The following is a 16414-nucleotide window of genomic DNA, read 5'->3' as shown; positions in this document are numbered from 1 at the left end:
CACGATGACAATGACTCCCGAGCAGGCGACCTGGTTCTCCGGTATCTTCGGCCGGTTGGTCGCCAACGTCGAGCAGGTGCTGCTCGGGAAGACCTTCGTCATCCGACTGGCCTTCACCGCGCTGATCAGCGAGGGACACCTGCTGCTGGAGGATTTCCCCGGCACCGGGAAGACGTCGCTGGCCAGGGCGATGGCACAAACCGTCGACGGATCGAGCAACCGGGTGCAGTTCACCCCGGATTTGCTGCCCGGAGACATCACCGGAGTCAGCATCTACGACCAACGCTCCGGTGACTTCGAATTCCACAAGGGGCCCATCTTTGCGAACATCGTGCTGGCCGACGAGATCAACCGCGCCAGCCCGAAGACGCAGGCCGCGTTGCTCGAGGTGATGGAAGAAGGGCGCGTCACCGTCGACGGCGTCACGCATCCGGTCGGTGCGCCGTTCATGGTGATCGCCACTCAGAACCCGATCGAGCAGGCCGGAACCTACCGGCTCCCTGAGGCACAGCTCGACAGGTTCATCATGAAGACGTCGATCGGCTACCCCGACCACGCCTCAACGCTCCGCATTCTCGCCGGCGCGGGAGTCAAGGCCCATGACGTCACCATCACGCCGATCGCGCTCGCCTCGGTCATTGTCGAAATGGGGCGCTTGGCCCGTACCGTGCACGTGGACCCGTCGATCAACGACTACATCTCACGACTGGTGGATGCGACCAGGAGCGCAACCGAAATCCGGCTGGGCGCCAGCGTGCGCGGCGCGCTGGCGCTGGTACGCACCGCGAAAACACTCGCGGCTGCCAGCGGCAGGCACTATGTGGTGCCCGACGACGTGAAGGCGCTTGCCGAGCCGGTGCTCGCCCACCGGCTCGTGCTCGATCCCGAGGCGGAGTTCGACGGGGTGACCGCGTCCAGCGTCGTCGGTCAGGTGCTGATCGAAACCCCACCGCCCGGTGATCGGCAACCGGTGTGAGCAGCCGCACCAGTCAGGCCATCGGCGCGCCGGCCAGCGGCGCGCCCACCCATGGCGTGACCAGCAGTCGGACGATGACCTCGACATCGTCCGCCCGGTTCGACGCGACGCTCGGGGCGACCCAGGGTCTGGTCAACGCGAGAACCCGCATCGTCGGCGACCGCACCGGCTTCCTCGCCGACACCGTCATCGCGCTGGTGCGGCTGGGCCGACGAGTGCGCACGATCGGCAGTGTCGTCGGCGGCAGGGTGGCCACCGTCGTCACAGCCCTGGGCTGGTGCATGGTCGTTCTGGTTCCGCTCGCGTTCTTCTTCGGTTACACCCTCGGCTGGTTGGAACTGGTCGCGGTGGCCTACGCGGGCTGCGTGCTGCTCGCCGTAGCCGCCCTCTATCTCTTCGGACGCAATGCGTTCACCATCTCACTTGACGTGCCGCGCAGCCGAGTGGTCGTCGGCGAGGCCGCGACCGGGCAGGTCGTCGCAACGAACCCCACCAGACGCCGCCTGCTCGGAGTGAAGACCGAGGTCCCGGTGGGCCGCGGCCTGGCGGAATTCGCCATGCCGAGCCTGCCACGCGGCGGGTCGTTCCGCGACACCTTCTCGGTTCCGACGGCACACCGCGGGGTGCTCACGGTCGGCCCGGTACGCACCGTGCGCGCCGACCCGATCGGGCTGGTCCGCCGCGAGCTGGTGTGGACCGACACCGTCGACGTGTTCGTGCACCCACGTACCATCAGTGTGCCCAGTACCAGCACCGGATTCATCCACGACCTCGAGGGCAACCCCACCAGGGACCTGTCCAACAGCGACGTGTCGTTCCACGCGCTGCGGGAATACGTGCCAGGCGACGAGCGCCGGTACATCCACTGGAAGAGCACAGCCAAGACCGGAACCTACATGGTGCGGCAGTTCGAGGAAACCCGCAGAAGCCACCTGGTCATCGCGTTGAGTCTGGCCGCGTCAGACTACTCCGGCGAGGACGAATTCGAGATGGCGGTGAGCGTGGCCGGCTCACTGGGAGTGCGCGCGATCCGCGACGCCAGAACAGTCTCCGTCGTCGCCAGCGAGACCACGCCGGACTTCGCCACGCGCAAGGTCCTCGCGGTCAAAGAACTCAGCACCGTGACCAGGGCGCGTCTCCTCGACGACCTGGCCGTGATCGAGCGGGCCGAAGCGGCGTTGACCATCCGCGATGTCGCCAGGGTCACCGCCGACACGGTGACCGGAATCTCGGTCGCCTTCCTGGTCTGCGGATCACCGGTGACCCCTGCGGCACTGCGGGCGGCGTCCACGATGTTTCCACTGGGGGTCGAGGTGGTCGCCGTGGTCTGCGACCCGGACTCCGTTCCGGGATTGCGCCGCGTCGCCGGTCTCAGCGTGCTGACCATCGGATACCTGGAAGACCTCCAGAAGTCACTGGCGCGGGCGGCCGCAGCGTGACCCACGACTTCGGGGCTGACGCCCGCCAGCAGCGCCGCGTGGGCTCCGCCGGATTCATCACCGTCACGCTGGCCATGCTCTGGCTGGCTACCGCCATCGCGTCTGTGGCGTTCTGGCCGATCTACCAATCTCCGGCGCTGATCGTGCTCGTCGTCGCCGCCACGGTGCTGGGATCGGCGATCGCCGTGCTCGGCGCACTGTTCCGGTGGTCCAGCGCGGTTTGTCTGGCGGTCGCCATCGCCGTCTACCTGCTCGCCGGCGTGCCGCTGGCGGTACCCGATCGCGCCCTGTCTGGCGTGCTGCCCACCGCCGACGGCCTTCTCGACCTCATCGCCGGCACCGCCTTGAGCTGGAAGCAGCTGCTCACGGTGTCCCTGCCGGTGGGGAGTTACCAGACCCTGCTGGTCCCGGCGTTCATCCTGGTGTTCGGCACCGTGACGGTGAGCGGCTCGGTGGCGCTGCGGGCGAAACGATCGGAACTGGCCGTTCTCGGGCCCATCGTGCTGTTCCTCGCGGCGATCGCCCTCGGCTCGACCAGGGCGACCTTGCCGCTGGAACTCTCTCTGGGGCTGACCGCGGCCATCCTGCTGTGGCTGCTCTGGCGACGCGCCTACCGCCGGCTGGAATCGCTCAGGCTGCTCAGCGGGGAACACGCTCTCACCGCCCGAAGTCGCGACCACCAGCTGATCAGCGTGAGGACACTGCTGGGTGCCGCGCTGACCATGGCGCTCGCGGCGGGCACCGCGGTCGCCGCCAGCGCGATGGTTCCGCCATCCGGCAGCCGTGATGTGCTGCGCACCGCCGTGGTGCAGCCGTTCGATCCACGCGACTACGTCAGCCCGCTCAGCGGATTCCGGATGTACGAACAGGCCAGTCACGCATCCAGGACGATGTTCACCGTCTCCGGGCTGCCGCAAGGCGCGCGCATCCGCATCGCCACCCTCGACAGCTACAACGGCATCGTCTATTCCGTCGGAAGCGACCGGCAGAACAGCGCGTCAGGCTCCTTCACCCGGGTTCCCGCCGCCTTCGACCAGTCCGAGGTGTCCGGGCAACACGTCACCGTGGAGGTGACCATCGACGGCTACCGGGGAGTCTGGGTTCCCACGGTGGGGAAGTTCGAGCGGATCCAGTTCTCCGGAACCGGCGCGGCCGACCTGCGCGACTCGTTCTACTACAACGACACCAGCGGGACCGCCGCCGTGGTGGCCCCGCTCGGCGAGGGTAGCCGCTACCAGCTTCACGCGGTCCTGCCGACTGCCCCGACGGCGGAGCAGTTGTCCGGACTGACGCCGGGATCCGAACAGTCGCCGCAGCCGTCTCTCATTCCCGACGAACTGTCGAACACACTGGACCGCTACGTTCGGGACATCACCAGCCCCGGCGACCGGTTGGTCGCGATGATCGACGCACTGAAGTCCAACGGCTATCTCAGCCATGCGGTCGCACCGGACGACCCGCCCAGCCGTTCCGGCCACGCGGCGGACCGGATCACGCAACTCCTCACCGACCAGCGGATGATCGGCGACCAGGAACAGTATGCGGTCACCGCCGCGCTGATGGCCCAAGAACTGGGCTTTCCGGCACGCGTCGTGTTCGGGTTCGAACCGTCCTCGGGATCGTCAGGTCCGGTGACGGTGCGCGGCGGCGACGTCTCAGCCTGGATCGAGGTGGGCACCGCACAGTTCGGCTGGGTGGCGTTGGACACCACACCGCCGGAGCGCGAAATTCCGCCGGAGACCCCGCAAGCGCCGGCACAGGTGGCTCGCCCCCAGTCTCCGGTGCAGCCGCCGCAGCAGGCGAAGGACACGCACTCCGTGCAGACTCCTCCCGAAAGCACCCAGGAACAGACCCCGGCGCCCGACCCACTGCTTCAGGCCCTTCTTGTGGCGTTGCAGGTAGTGGGATGGCTGGCGCTCGGCTCGGCCGTGGTGCTCGCTCCGTTCCTGACCATCGTGGCGGCGAAGGCCCGCCGACGCGCACTGCGGCGGAAGGCATCCACCCCGATCGAGCGCATCAGCGGCGGCTGGCGGGAGTTCGAGGACGCCGTCGTCGACCACGGATTCCTGCCACCGCCGTCGCCCACCCGCACGGAGGTGGCTGCCCTCACCGGGGGGATGCGGTCGCTGATGCTGGCCTCCGTCGCCGATCGCGCCGTCTTCGCTCCCGAGACAAGCCAGGCACGGGAGGCGGACCAGGTGTGGCGCACCGTCGGTGAGCTGCGAGGCGAACTCGAGCGCGGCCTCACCAGGTGGCAGCGGATCAAGGCCAGGATCTCGGTGCGTTCACTCGGTGGTTATAGTGTCAAGAGGCTGTTCAAGCGACAAGGGGATCGGCAGTGAACTGCGCGTATTGCGGCACGGCGCTGCCGCAGGACGCGCTGTTCTGCGGCGAGTGCGGCAGGTCGGTTCCGCATGAGTCCTCTTCCCGCAGCCCCGGCGTCGCCAGGCCTGCCGTTCAGTCGGCGGCCGTGATCTGCCGGCAGTGCGGTGCCACCATGTCCGCGCACGACATCTTCTGCGGCGAGTGCGGCTTCGTGTCCCCGGCGGTCAGCGAGGTGTTCATCACCCCCCGCGACACCGCACGGATCGAGTCGGCAGCACCGCCGGACCTCGAGCCGATGCCGGTGGCCGAGCCGATGCCGGTGGCCGAGCCGATACCTGAGCCCGTCGCACCGGCATCCGTCGCCCCGCCACCGGAGGACGACCTGGAATCCACCCGGATCGTCGGCCGGCCTCAAAGCGGCGAGCGGTTCGTCCTCCAGTTCAGCACCGGCGAAAGCGTGACCGTCTACGGTTCGGGGCTGATCGGCCGGAGCCCGCACCCGGAGCCCGGCGAACACTTCGACCGGGTGGTGCGGATCGCGGATGCGACCAGGTCGGTGTCCAAGACGCACCTGGAGTTCGGACAAGAATCCGGCGCGTTCTGGGTCAAGGATCGCTTCTCCGGCAATGGAACCGTGGTGCGCGAGCCGGAGTCGCGTCCGCTGCGCTGCCTGCCCGACCATCGGCACAGGGTGGCGCGCGGAACCCGGGTGGACATCGGCGAGCAGTTCTTCGTCGTGAGCTGACCGCCCTGGTCATCGCCGGCCCCGCTTGTCCTCCCCGAGCCGGCAGGGCACCCGGTCGTCCCCAGTTCACCGTGCGGCTCACGGGTACCCAGAACGACGGTGCTTTCCTACCCTGGTGAGCCCGTCGCACGTATCGCTGCCGGCACCGCCGGTGTCGCCGCCGCCATATTCCTTCCCGGTGCTGGCCAGTGCCGCCCCGGTGGTCGGATCGATGGTGATGTGGGCGGTGACCCACTCGATCTACCTGCTCGCCTTCGCAGCGCTGGGGCCGGTCATCGCACTCGGCAGCTTCCTTGACGCGAAGTGGAAGGGCGCCACAGCGGTGCGGCGCGGCAACTCCCGGTTCGCCGCCGAGCTGAGGGCAGCACGACTGGCCATCGGCGAGGCGCACCGCCTCGAGCGTGACACTCTGCAGAAAACGGCGCCGAGTCCCTCGCGGGTTCTAGGCTCACCGCCGAGCGACCCGGAACGCTGGCGGTGCGGCTTCGACGCCGAGGTCCCCATCACCATCGGCAGCGGGCCGATCCCCAGTACCCTCGTCCTCGACCCGCCGGCCGGATCCGGGGCAGACATCAGCCAGGAGGCGGCGACAGCGCTGCGGCAATTGCGGCAGAGTGCGGCGCTGTTGCAGGATGCCCCCGTGATCGTGGACGCCCGGTTGGGCATCGGCATCTGCGGCCCCGGCGTCGTGGCGGCCGCGGTGGCCCGCGGCATCCTCGTGCAACTGGCCGATGCGCTCTCGCCGTCTGCCGCGGAACTATCGTTCGGCGACCCCTTTGGATGGCTGGCGGACCTACCGCATCCGCGAACACCGGTGAGACCGGGCGCACAGCAGAACGGCACCGTCCGGTTCTCGCCCATCTCGGGCAGCGAGGGAGCCCCGCGCGTCGTGGTCGCGGTGGCCAAGCGTGCCGCCGACCTTCCCAGGGACTGCCGGATCGTCCTCGACACGACGGCTCCGGCCTCGGTCGTTCGGCATCCCGAGCCGGAACGATGCGGACCGCTGACGCCCCAGCCGGTGACCGAGGAGCAGGCGCGCGGTCATGCCGCCGTGTTACGCCGCTGCGCCGGGGAAGCCGGCATCCTAGGCTCCGGCGCACGGTTGCCGGAATTGGTGCCGCTGACCTCGCTGCCCCAGCGGCCGGGGGAGACCCGCTCGTCCCTGTCCTGCACGCTGGCAGCCGGATCGCGCGGGGCGCTCACCGTCGACCTGGTGGGCGACGGCCCGCACGCCGTCATCGGCGGGACCACCGGCAGCGGCAAGAGCGAACTGCTGGTGTCGTGGGTGCTCGCCATGGCAGGCAATCACGGCCCAGACCTGGTGAATTTCCTGCTCGTCGACTTCAAGGGCGGGTCCTCCTTCGGGCCGCTGGTCGACCTTCCGCACTGCGTCGGCGTGATCACGGACCTGGATGAGCGCTCCGCCGCCCGCGCGCTGGACAGTCTGCGTGCCGAACTGCGTTTTCGGGAGCGGCTGCTGGCGCGATGCGGGGTGCGATCGCTGGAAGACCTGCCGGCCGGTGACGCGTTACCCCGGCTGGTCATCGTCGTCGATGAGTTCGCCGCGGTGGTCGACGGCTTTCCCGATCTGCACGGCTTGTTCTCCGACCTGGCGGCACGCGGCCGGTCGCTGGGGGTGCACCTGATCCTGTGCACGCAGCGTCCGGCCGGAGTGGTGCGCGACGCCGTCATGGCGAACTGCACGCTGCGGATCTGCCTGCGGGTGAACAGCATCGCCGACAGCGTCGAAGTCGTCGGCACCGGCGCCGCAGCCGAACTGACGCGGCTGCCGCTCGGCCGCGGCTACCTCGGCATATCCGGGGAACGCCCGCAGCTCGTGCAATTCGCCCTGTCGGAGGGAGCCGACGGCTACCGTGCCGGCGCACGGTGGCCGCTCGTGCCACTCCGCAGGCCATGGTGCGATCCGTTGCCCACCGCCATCGACCTGGATCGACTACCCGCCGCAGAGGAGCCGGGCATCGGTTTCGCTGTGGCCGATCTTCCCGATCAGCAACGGCAGAGCTGCGCCGTCTACGACCCGGAACGGCACGGCAACCTGCTCGTGGTCGGAGCACACGGTTCCGGCAAGAGCACCGTGCTTGCGGCGCTGCAAGCCGCAGCCCGACTCTCGTTTGCAGGCGACGTGCGGTGGATCCCCGGCACGGTGCCGGGCGCCTGGGACCGTCTCACCGCGGTCCGTGATGAACTGCGTCAGCCCGGCGGGCACGGCCGCCTGCTGCTGCTCGATGACCTCGACGCGTTGCTGGACCGATTCCCCGAGGACTATCAGCGTGCGTTCCTGGACCTTCTCGTGGCGGTGCTGCGCGAAGGCGGCAACAGGTCGGTGCACGTCGTGCTCGCCACGCAGCGATCGACCGCCGCGCTGCAGGCCGTCGCGGCGCTCTGCGACGCCAGGCTGCTGCTGCGCCTGCCCGACCGGCAGGAGCACGTCATGGCCGGCGGCACGGCGGCTGATTTCGTGCCGGAGGCCGCACCCGGTGCCGGGCTCTGGCGTGGCCACCGCGTGCAGGTGGCCACGGTCCCGGTGCCGCCACCCGACGACGTGCCGGAGCCGCCGCGGCTCGACCTGTCCGGCATCCGTGGTGTGATTGCGGTGTCGAGCCGGCCGGTCTGGTTCGCACAGCGGTTGCGGCAGCATCCGCACATCAACGATGTGGTCGAACTCGCCGGCGCCACCGAGATTGACGTGGTCGCTGGAGGCAGCGGGGGAGCGACCGCCTTCGTCGCCGACGCCGACACCTGGCAGTCGCGTTGGAGCGTTCTGGAGAACGTGCGCTCGACGCTGCCGATGCTGTTCGAGGGCTGCCCGGCGGCGGAGTTCCGCGCCGTCACCCGGCTGAGGACCCTGCCGCCGCCGCTGGAGGCGGGCTCGACCGCCCTGTGGCTCAAGAACCCGGCCGGCAACGTCAGCCGGGTACGCCTGTAGCGGTCGACCCGTTCAGCGGAGCCCGTTCAGTCGAGCTCGTTCAGTCGAGCACCGTTCCGATCGGAGTGAGCGTGAGGTGATGGGCGTTCGCGACGGCGGGGTTGGTGACGTGGCCGGCGTGGGTGTTCAGCCCGCGCGCCAGCGCCGCATCCGCTGTCATCGCCTGCTTCCAGCCCAGGTTCGCGATTGCCCGCACATACGGCATGGTCGCGTTGGTGAGCGCATAGGTGGAGGTGTTGGGCACCGCCCCCGGCATGTTCGCGACGCAGTAGAACAGTGAGCCGTGCACCGTGAAGGTCGGGTCCTCGTGGGTGGTCGGGTGGGAATCGGCGAAGCAGCCGCCCTGGTCAACTGCGATGTCCACCAGCACGCTGCCGCGTTTCATCCGCGCCACCAGGTCGTTGCTGACCAGCTTCGGAGCCTTGGCCCCGGGGATCAGCACGGAACCGATCACCAGGTCGGCGGTGAGCAGGGCACGCTCGATTTCGAAGCCGTTCGAGGCGATGGTGTGCACACGACCGGCATACAGCGAGTCGAGTTCCGCCAGCCGCTGCAGGTTCGTGTCCAACACGGTCACGTCGGCGCCCAAACCGACCGAGACGGCGACCGCGTTGGCGCCGGCGACGCCGCCGCCGATCACCACCACCTTGGCCGGGTAGGTCCCCGGCACGCCGGGCACCAGCAGCCCAGGACCGCCGTTCGGCTTCAGCATGGCGTTGGCGCCGACGATCGGCGCCAGTCGGCCGGCGACCTCGCTCATCGGGGCCAGCAGGGGAAGCGCCCTCGTGATCAGCTGAACCGTCTCGTACGCGATGGCGGTGACCCGGTTGGCGATGAGCGCCTGGGTGAGGTCCGGCTCCGCAGCCAGGTGCAGGTAGGTGAACAGCACGAGATCCGGCCGCAAAAACGGAAATTCCTGCTCGATGGGCTCTTTGACCTTCAGCAGCAGGTCCGCCGCCGCCCACGTCGAGGCGGCATCGGGGCTGATCGTCGCCCCCGCCGCCACATATTCCGAATCGGGAATCGACGATCCCATTCCTGCGCCGGTTTGCACGGTGACCGTGTGCCCGTGTGCGACAAGGTCGTGGACACCGGCCGGGGTGATCGCCACCCGGAACTCGTTGTTCTTGACCTCTTGAGGAATGGCGACCTTCATTGCTCTCCGAAATTTCTTGAGTGACACAGTTTTCTTGGGTGACACAGATGGGTGACGGGCGCCGAGCGGGCCCGACTCAAGAATATCGACGAGCCGACGTCAGCTCCGCACCCGAAATCCGCGCACCGTGCCGGTTTCGTGACATTGCACCGCGAATATTAGCGATTTGTGTACTCGTCGGACATGCGCAGTCGTCCCACCGGGATGCCGCCGCCCAGAACAGGCTCGACCGTGAGCGCGATCACCCGGTCGGCATCGGCCCGGTTGATGGCGCCGACGCTGGCGAGCAGCTCGAGGGCGATCAGCGTGGTCACCCGATGGCTGCCGTCGAACACCTTCACCGCGACCGCGGCGCCGGTCGGGGTGGCCATGGCGATGACCCCCTCGGCGCCGCCCTTGGCCAGGATGCCCAGCTGCTCGATGACGACGGTGTTGGCCCGGCCCGGTCCGGCAATGGCCCAAGGATGCTCGAGGATCGACGACATCAGGCTCGCCGCGTGCTCGTCGCCGTGGCGCAGCCCGGCACCGGCGACCAGGCCCAACGCCCTGGCCAGGCCGCGCAGGCCGACGGCGAACAAGGGGGCGCCGCATCCGTCGACCCCCAGGTGTCCAACGCTCTGGCCGGTGAATTCCTCGACCGTCCGCCTCACCGCCCGTTGCAGCGGATGCTCCGGATCGAGGTAGTCGTGCGTCGACCAGCCGTTCGCCGCACACGCCATCAAGAACCCGGCGTGCTTTCCTGAACAGTTCATCGTGATCGCTCGGGCACCGACGCCCTCGCGGCGGGCGTCGAACAACGCGTCCGCGTCGGACGGCCAGTCCGCGGGACAGCCCAAGTCCGACTCGGACAAGCCGGCCCGCTGAAGCATCGCCCTGACCACCCGCACGTGCCGCTTCGTCCCGCTGTGGCTGGCGGTCGCCAAGACCGCCTGCTCGCCGGTCAGATCGACGCCGCTGCGCATCACCGTGATCGCCTGCAGCGGCTTCAGAGCCGACCTCGGATACACCAGCGCGGTGCCGTCGCCGATTTCGCGTTCGACGGTCCCGTCCGGCGACAGGACGACCGCGGCGCCGAAATGCCGGGATTCAATGAGGCCGCTGCGCTCTAAAACGGCGAGCTCCCGCACGCCGGACAGGCCAAGGGGATCCCGAGTGGAACTGGCAGAAACGCTGGTGTCGGTCATGATGATTCGAGCCTATCGCCGGGTGTAACGTGCGGAGGGTGAATCATGAGCATCGCTACGTGGTCAGGGTGCAATGGCAGGGAAACCGCGGCACCGGAACGAGCGGCTACCGGGAATACGGTCGCGAGCACACGATCTCGGCGGAGGGGAAGCCCTCGATCGACGGATCGGCCGATCGCACCTTCCACGGCAACGCCGACCGGTGGAACCCCGAAGAGCTGCTCCTGGCCGCACTGAGCCAGTGCCACATGCTGAGCTACTTGCACGTTGCCGTCCGCCACGGGATCGTCGTCACGGACTACTCGGATGCGCCGATCGGCACGATGGAAGAGACCGGCGACGGCGGCGGGCACTTCAGCTCGGTGGTCCTCCGCCCCGTGGTCACGGTCGCCTCCGCGGATGACCTCGCCGTCGCAGCCGCATGCCACCACGAGGCAAGCCGCCTGTGCTTCATCGCGAATTCGGTCAATTTCCCGGTGACGCACGAACCCACTGTGCAATTGGCATCCGAGTAACCGGTAATCTCGATTCAGGCATCGGTCAGGCTGGGCCGTGCACTCTTGGGGGAGGCAATCATCCCCGCACGTCATCACACGGAAGAAGACCAGTGTCCAAGTTTTCCAGCATGATCGCCATCGCCGCGATCGCGGCCCTCGCGCTCACCGGCTGCAGCGGCGCCCCCTCCGGCGGTGACGACCCCTCGTGCGCGGCCACGGCATCCGGCTCCAACTCGAAGAAACTCGAGGTGACCGGCAAGTTCGGCACGGCACCATCCGTGAAATTCCCCACCCCGCTCAGCGCCAAGAAGACCGAACGTGCGGTCATCATCAAGGGCAACGGCAAGGTGGCAGCCAAGGGCACCGTCGCATCGGTCAATTACACGGTGTTCGACGCCACGACCGGCAAGAAGGTCGACGCCACGGCTTACGACAAAAAGGGCGCCACCGACTTCCCGATCGACACCGGGCAGCTGCTGGCCGGGATCGTGAAGACCGTGCAGTGCGCTCCAGCCGGGTCTCGGGTCGCCTCGGTCATCCCGCCGGAAGACGCATTCCAAGCCGCCGGGGCGCCGCAGTTCGGCATCAGCGCGACCGACTCGATCGTGTTCGTGATCGACGTCGTCTCGGTGACCGTTCCGAAGAAGCAGCCGCCGGCGCTGCCGAAAGCCAACGGCAAGGACCAGCCGGCGCAGGCAGGGTTCCCGAAGGTCACGGTCGCCGATGACGGAACCCCGACCGTGACGATTCCGGATGCCGCACCGCCGTCCGAGTTGAAGACCGCAGTGCTCAAGCAGGGCTCCGGCGCGGTCGTGCCAGAACAGGGCAGCGTCGTCGTGCACTACGTTGGCGTGAACTGGAACACGAAGAAGATCTTCGACGAGAGCTGGTCGAAGGGCGCACCGGCGACCTTCGACGTGTCCCAGGTGATCCCCGGCTTCAGCAAGGCCGTGGTGGGGCAGAAGGTCGGCTCGCAGGTCATCGCCGTCGTTCCCCCCGCCGAAGGTTACGGAGACAAGGGCGCGGGCAGCGACATCGGCGGAACCGACACGCTGGTCTTCGTCATCGACATCCTGGGCCTCAAGTAAGGATGGGCCTGACGTAACGGCGGAACGCCTCCAGACCCAGACGATTCAAAGAGTCGCGCAGGTACGCTGTGCAGGTGGAAACCGTGCTGCTGTATCTTCTCGGCATCCTCTTTGTCGCGGTCGGGATCGCGGTGTCGATCGCGTTGCACGAGATCGGCCACCTGGTACCCGCGAAGCTGTTCGGGGTGCGCGTCGGCCAGTACATGATCGGTTTCGGCCGGACCGTGTTCTCATTCCGGCGTGGCGAGACCGAGTACGGCATCAAGGCGTTGCCGCTGGGCGGATACATCTCGATGGCCGGCATGTTTCCCCCGGCCTCCGCCGGCGCCGGTGCGCGCACGGCGAGCACCGGCTTCTTCCAAACCCTGGTGCAGGATGCGCGCAGCGCCAACGCCGAGACCATCCGGGACGGCGACGAGAACCGCACCTTCTACCGGCTCCCGATCTACCAGCGCGTCATCATCATGTGCGGCGGCCCGTTCATGAACCTGGTCATCGCCGTGGTGCTGTTCGGGGTGGTGCTCTGCGGCTTCGGAGTGCAGCAGCTGAGCACAACCATCGGCAGCGTCAACTCCTGTCTGCTGCCTGCCACCAGTGCGCGCCAGACCTGCGAACCCGGCGATCCGGCGGCCCCCGGCGCCGCAGCCGGCCTGAAACCCGGCGACACGATCGTCAGCATCAACTCGCGGCCGATCGATTCCTGGGCGCAGGCGACCGACATCATCCGCGGTTCGGCCGCCCGCCCGCTGACCATCGTCGTGGACAATGACGGCTCGAGGCGCACCGTGCAGGCGACACCCGCGCGCACCCAGTGGTACGTCTACAACGACAAGAACGAACCGGTCAAGGACGCCAGCGGAAAGCCGGTCACCACCGAGGTCGGCATGCTCGGCGTCTCCTCCGCCTACGAGCTCGCCAGGCAGCCGGTGACCGCCGTGCTGCCCGCCGTGGGCAACAACATCGTCCAGGTCTCCAACATCGTGCTCCAGCTGCCGCAGCGGATGATCGATGTCGCCAATGCGGCGTTCGGCACGCAGCCGCGGGACCCGAACGGCCCGATCGGCCTGGTCGGCGTCGGCCGCCTGGCCGGCGAGATCGCCACGGTGCACACCGTCCCGATCATGGAGCGCGCCTCGGTGCTCATCGGCGTGGTCGCCTCGGTGAACGTGGCGCTGCTGGTGTTCAACCTCATCCCGCTGATGCCGCTCGACGGCGGCCACATCGCCGGCGCGCTGTGGGAGGGCATCCGCAGGTTCTTCGCGAAACTGTTCCGGCGCAAGGATCCCGGGCCGGTGGACGCGACCCGGCTCGTGCCGCTCACCTTCGCGGTGGTGATCGTGCTCGGCGCGATGAGCGTGCTGCTCGCCTACGCCGACATCGTGAAACCGATCACCCTGCAGTAACAGCCCGCCACCGGTAACCCCGCGCCGCCCCACCCGGCCCCCCCACCCCGTTTCACGGAGTTTCTGTAGTTTCGGGTTGCTGGAACTGGGAAGCAGGGGCCTCCTGGACAGTTTTTCCTTGAAACGGGATTAAGGACGGTCAGCGCCAGAGCAGCAGCGCCTCGCCCTGTCCGCCACCGCCGCAGAGCGACACACCGGCCTTGCCGGAACCACGCCGCTTCAGCTCGTGCGCAGCGTGGAGCGCCAAACGGGCTCCGGAGGCGCCGATCGGATGCCCGATGGCGATCGCGCCGCCGTGGATGTTGACGATGTCCAGCGGCAGATCGAGCTCCCGCGACGAATGCAGGGACACGGCGGCGAAGGCCTCGTTGATCTCCACGAAGTCGAGGTCGGATGCCTGCCATTCGCTGCGCGACAGCGCCTGCGTCAGAGCGTGCGACGGCTGGGAGTGCAGCGAGTTGTCCGGCCCGGCCACCTCGCCGGGGGCACCCAGCACGGCGAGCCACTCCAGATTGTGCTTCTCGGCATAGTCCCGCGTGGTGAGGACGAGAGCCGCCGCACCGTCGCTGAGCGGCGACGAGTTGCCTGCGGTGATCGTCCCATCCGGGGCGAACGCGGCCTTCAGACGGGCGAGTGTATCCGGGGTGCTGTCCGGCCGGATTCCCTCGTCGGCGGTGAGGACGACCGGGTCGCCCTTGCGCTGCGGGATGGTGACCGGGGCGATCTCCACGTCGAACAGCCCAGCGGCCTGAGCGGCGCCGGCGCGTTGATGGGACCACGCCGCCACCTCGTCCTGCTCCTCGCGGCCGATCCCGAGCTTCGTGTTGAAGCGTTCCGTGGATGCGCCCATCGAGTCGTGGTCGAAGGCATCGGTCAGTCCATCGTGCGCGGTGGTGTCGAGCATCGGCATCGTTCCATAGGACCAGCCCATCCTGGAGCCGGGCAGGACGTGCGGTGCGTTCGTCATGGACTCCTGGCCGCCGGCCATGACCACCTCGGCTTCTCCGCTGCGGAGCAGGCGGGCCGCATCGATGACGGCGGCTAGCCCGGACAGGCACACCTTGTTGATGGTCACCGCCGGCGTGTTCCAGGTAAGGCCTGCCGCGATGGCTGACTGCCGTGCCGGATTCTGCCCGGCTCCAGCCTGCAGCACCTGACCGAAGATCACGGCGTCGACCGCCGAAGCCTCGACACCGGATCGCTTCAGTGCGGCCGTCATGGCGATGGTTCCCAATTGGACGGCACTCAGTGATGCGAGTTGACCTTTGATCTTGCCCTGGGGGGTTCGTGACCCCGCGAGGATAACGATGTCATTGTGATTCATCGTGACTCGACTTCCTTTACCTAGTACGCATTTCGAGTGTATGTCCTTGACACTACGCGCACACCAGGATAGGTTTCTGATACCTGAATCGCCTGTCATGTTGGGCGATCCCCACAGCATGAAAGGCAACCAACTATGCGGGTAACAACGAAGTACCTGGCGCCGGCCATTCTGGCCATCGCCGGAATGGTCCTGGTCGGCTGCGCCCCCACCGCAGCCCCGGCAGCGAAGCCCGGCGAGACCGCATCCCCGGTCGACGTCGCCATCATCACCTCGCAAACCGGTCCGCTGGCGACTTACGGGGCGGCCTATCTGGCCGGGTTCGAAGCCGGCATCGACCACGAGACCAAGGGAACCGGCGAGGTCAACGGCCACAAGCTCAACATCAGCTACGCCGACGACGCCGGGGACAGCGACAAGGCTGTCACCGCAGCCAAAGACTTCATCGGCAAGGGCTACAAGATCATGGCCGGCACCGCCTCCTCCGGCATCGCCCTGGCCCTGGCCGAACAGGCCGAGCAGAACAAGGTGCTCTACATCTCCGGCCCGGCCGCGGCGGATGCGATCACCGGCATCAACGACTACACGTTCCGCTCCGGACGGCAGACCTTCCAGGACGTCGCCACCGCCGGAACCTTCATCGGCAGCCCGCAGGGCAAAAAGGTCCTCGTCTTCGCCCAAGACACGGCGTTCGGCCAGGGCAACCTCGCCGGCGTGAAGGCGGTGCTCGGCGGCCAGGGCGCCACGGTCTCCGGCGAACTCGTCCCAGAAGACGCGACAGAGTTCACCCCGTTCGCGCAGAAGATCCGCGACGCGGCGCCCGACCTCGTCTTCGTCGCCTGGGCGGGAGCCACCTCCGGCGCCATGTGGCAGGCCCTTGAGCAACAGGGCGTGTTCGACGCGATCCCGGTCGTGACCGGCCTCGGCGACGTCTCGACGTTCGGTGCCTACGGGGCCGCGAGCGAGAAGATCAGCTTCCTCAGCCACTACTTCGGCACCGCGCCGGACAACCCCGTCAATGACGCCATGGTGAAGTACCTGAAGGCGCACGACCACGTGGCCGACCTTTTCTCGCCCGACGGCTTCGTTGCCGCGCAGATGATCGTGAGGGCCGTGAAGAAAGGCGGCGGCACGGATGTCGCGAAAATGATCACCGCGCTCGAGGGCTGGAGCTTCGACGGACCGAAGGGGCACATGACCATCCGCGCCAAGGACCACGCCATGTTGCAGCCGATGTTCCAGGCCCGCCTGGTCGCCTCCGGCAACAGCTTCGCTCCCGAGCTGATCAAAACCGTGGACGCCGACACGGTGGCACCGGCAGTCAAGTAAC

12 protein-coding genes are annotated in these 16414 nt (G+C 68.1%); 9 read left to right on the top strand and 3 right to left on the bottom strand.

The features are described 5' to 3' along the window. Window positions 1–4 precede the first annotated feature (4 nt). From ABFX56_RS11945 to ABFX56_RS11925, 5 genes are all read left to right on the top strand, one after another. A complete protein-coding gene (locus ABFX56_RS11945) occupies window positions 5–976 on the top strand; it encodes an AAA family ATPase (protein ID WP_346233564.1) in 972 nt (323 codons plus the stop codon). Continuing rightward, window positions 973–2415, top strand: a complete 1443-nt coding sequence (locus ABFX56_RS11940) for a DUF58 domain-containing protein (RefSeq protein WP_346233563.1) — start codon at window positions 973–975, stop codon at window positions 2413–2415. The genes ABFX56_RS11945 and ABFX56_RS11940 overlap by 4 nt, the downstream gene beginning before the upstream one ends. Then, window positions 2412–4757 carry a transglutaminase-like domain-containing protein gene (locus ABFX56_RS11935; protein ID WP_346233562.1) on the top strand — a complete coding sequence of 782 codons (2346 nt, stop codon included), beginning with the start codon at window positions 2412–2414 and terminating at the stop codon, window positions 4755–4757. The genes ABFX56_RS11940 and ABFX56_RS11935 overlap by 4 nt, the downstream gene beginning before the upstream one ends. After that, a complete protein-coding gene (locus ABFX56_RS11930; protein WP_346233561.1) occupies window positions 4754–5485 on the top strand; it encodes a double zinc ribbon domain-containing protein in 732 nt (243 codons plus the stop codon). Before ABFX56_RS11935 ends, ABFX56_RS11930 begins: the two co-directional genes overlap by 4 nt. Before the next feature lie 115 nt (window positions 5486–5600). Next, complete coding sequence (locus tag ABFX56_RS11925; RefSeq protein ID WP_346233560.1) at window positions 5601–8432, top strand: FtsK/SpoIIIE domain-containing protein; 2832 nt, start codon at window positions 5601–5603, stop codon at window positions 8430–8432. Window positions 8433–8472: 40 nt separating this feature from the next. Here the strand turns inward: ABFX56_RS11925 and ald are convergent, their stop codons facing one another. Both ald and ABFX56_RS11915 read right to left on the bottom strand, forming a co-directional pair. Further along, a complete protein-coding gene (gene ald, locus ABFX56_RS11920; protein WP_346233559.1) occupies window positions 8473–9588 on the bottom strand; it encodes an alanine dehydrogenase in 1116 nt (371 codons plus the stop codon). Window positions 9589–9746: 158 nt separating this feature from the next. Beyond that, a complete protein-coding gene (locus tag ABFX56_RS11915; RefSeq protein WP_346233558.1) occupies window positions 9747–10772 on the bottom strand; it encodes an asparaginase in 1026 nt (341 codons plus the stop codon). 38 nt (window positions 10773–10810) lie between these two features. Between ABFX56_RS11915 and ABFX56_RS11910 the strand changes: the two genes are divergently transcribed. From ABFX56_RS11910 to ABFX56_RS11900, 3 genes are all read left to right on the top strand, one after another. After that, window positions 10811–11287 carry an OsmC family protein gene (locus ABFX56_RS11910; RefSeq protein WP_346233557.1) on the top strand — a complete coding sequence of 159 codons (477 nt, stop codon included), beginning with the start codon at window positions 10811–10813 and terminating at the stop codon, window positions 11285–11287. 92 nt (window positions 11288–11379) lie between these two features. Further along, complete coding sequence (locus ABFX56_RS11905) at window positions 11380–12357, top strand: FKBP-type peptidyl-prolyl cis-trans isomerase (RefSeq protein ID WP_346233556.1); 978 nt, start codon at window positions 11380–11382, stop codon at window positions 12355–12357. A 74-nt stretch (window positions 12358–12431) separates the two neighbouring features. Then, a complete protein-coding gene (locus ABFX56_RS11900; RefSeq protein ID WP_346233555.1) occupies window positions 12432–13760 on the top strand; it encodes a M50 family metallopeptidase in 1329 nt (442 codons plus the stop codon). A 139-nt stretch (window positions 13761–13899) separates the two neighbouring features. On the opposite strand, the gene ABFX56_RS11895 is transcribed toward ABFX56_RS11900, so the two are convergent. Then, complete coding sequence (locus ABFX56_RS11895) at window positions 13900–15084, bottom strand: acetyl-CoA C-acetyltransferase (protein ID WP_346233554.1); 1185 nt, start codon at window positions 15082–15084, stop codon at window positions 13900–13902. A gap of 135 nt (window positions 15085–15219) precedes the next feature. Between ABFX56_RS11895 and ABFX56_RS11890 the strand changes: the two genes are divergently transcribed. Next, on the top strand, window positions 15220–16413 hold the full coding sequence (locus tag ABFX56_RS11890; protein WP_346233553.1) for a substrate-binding domain-containing protein: 1194 nt from the start codon (window positions 15220–15222) through the stop codon (window positions 16411–16413). Window position 16414: the final 1 nt, after the last annotated feature.

This window comes from Parafrigoribacterium mesophilum (assembly GCF_039652555.1).
GTDB lineage: Bacteria > Actinomycetota > Actinomycetes > Actinomycetales > Microbacteriaceae > Parafrigoribacterium > Parafrigoribacterium mesophilum.
Note: the sequence above shows the minus strand (reverse complement) of the source record. Positions and strands in the feature narration are given on the sequence as shown.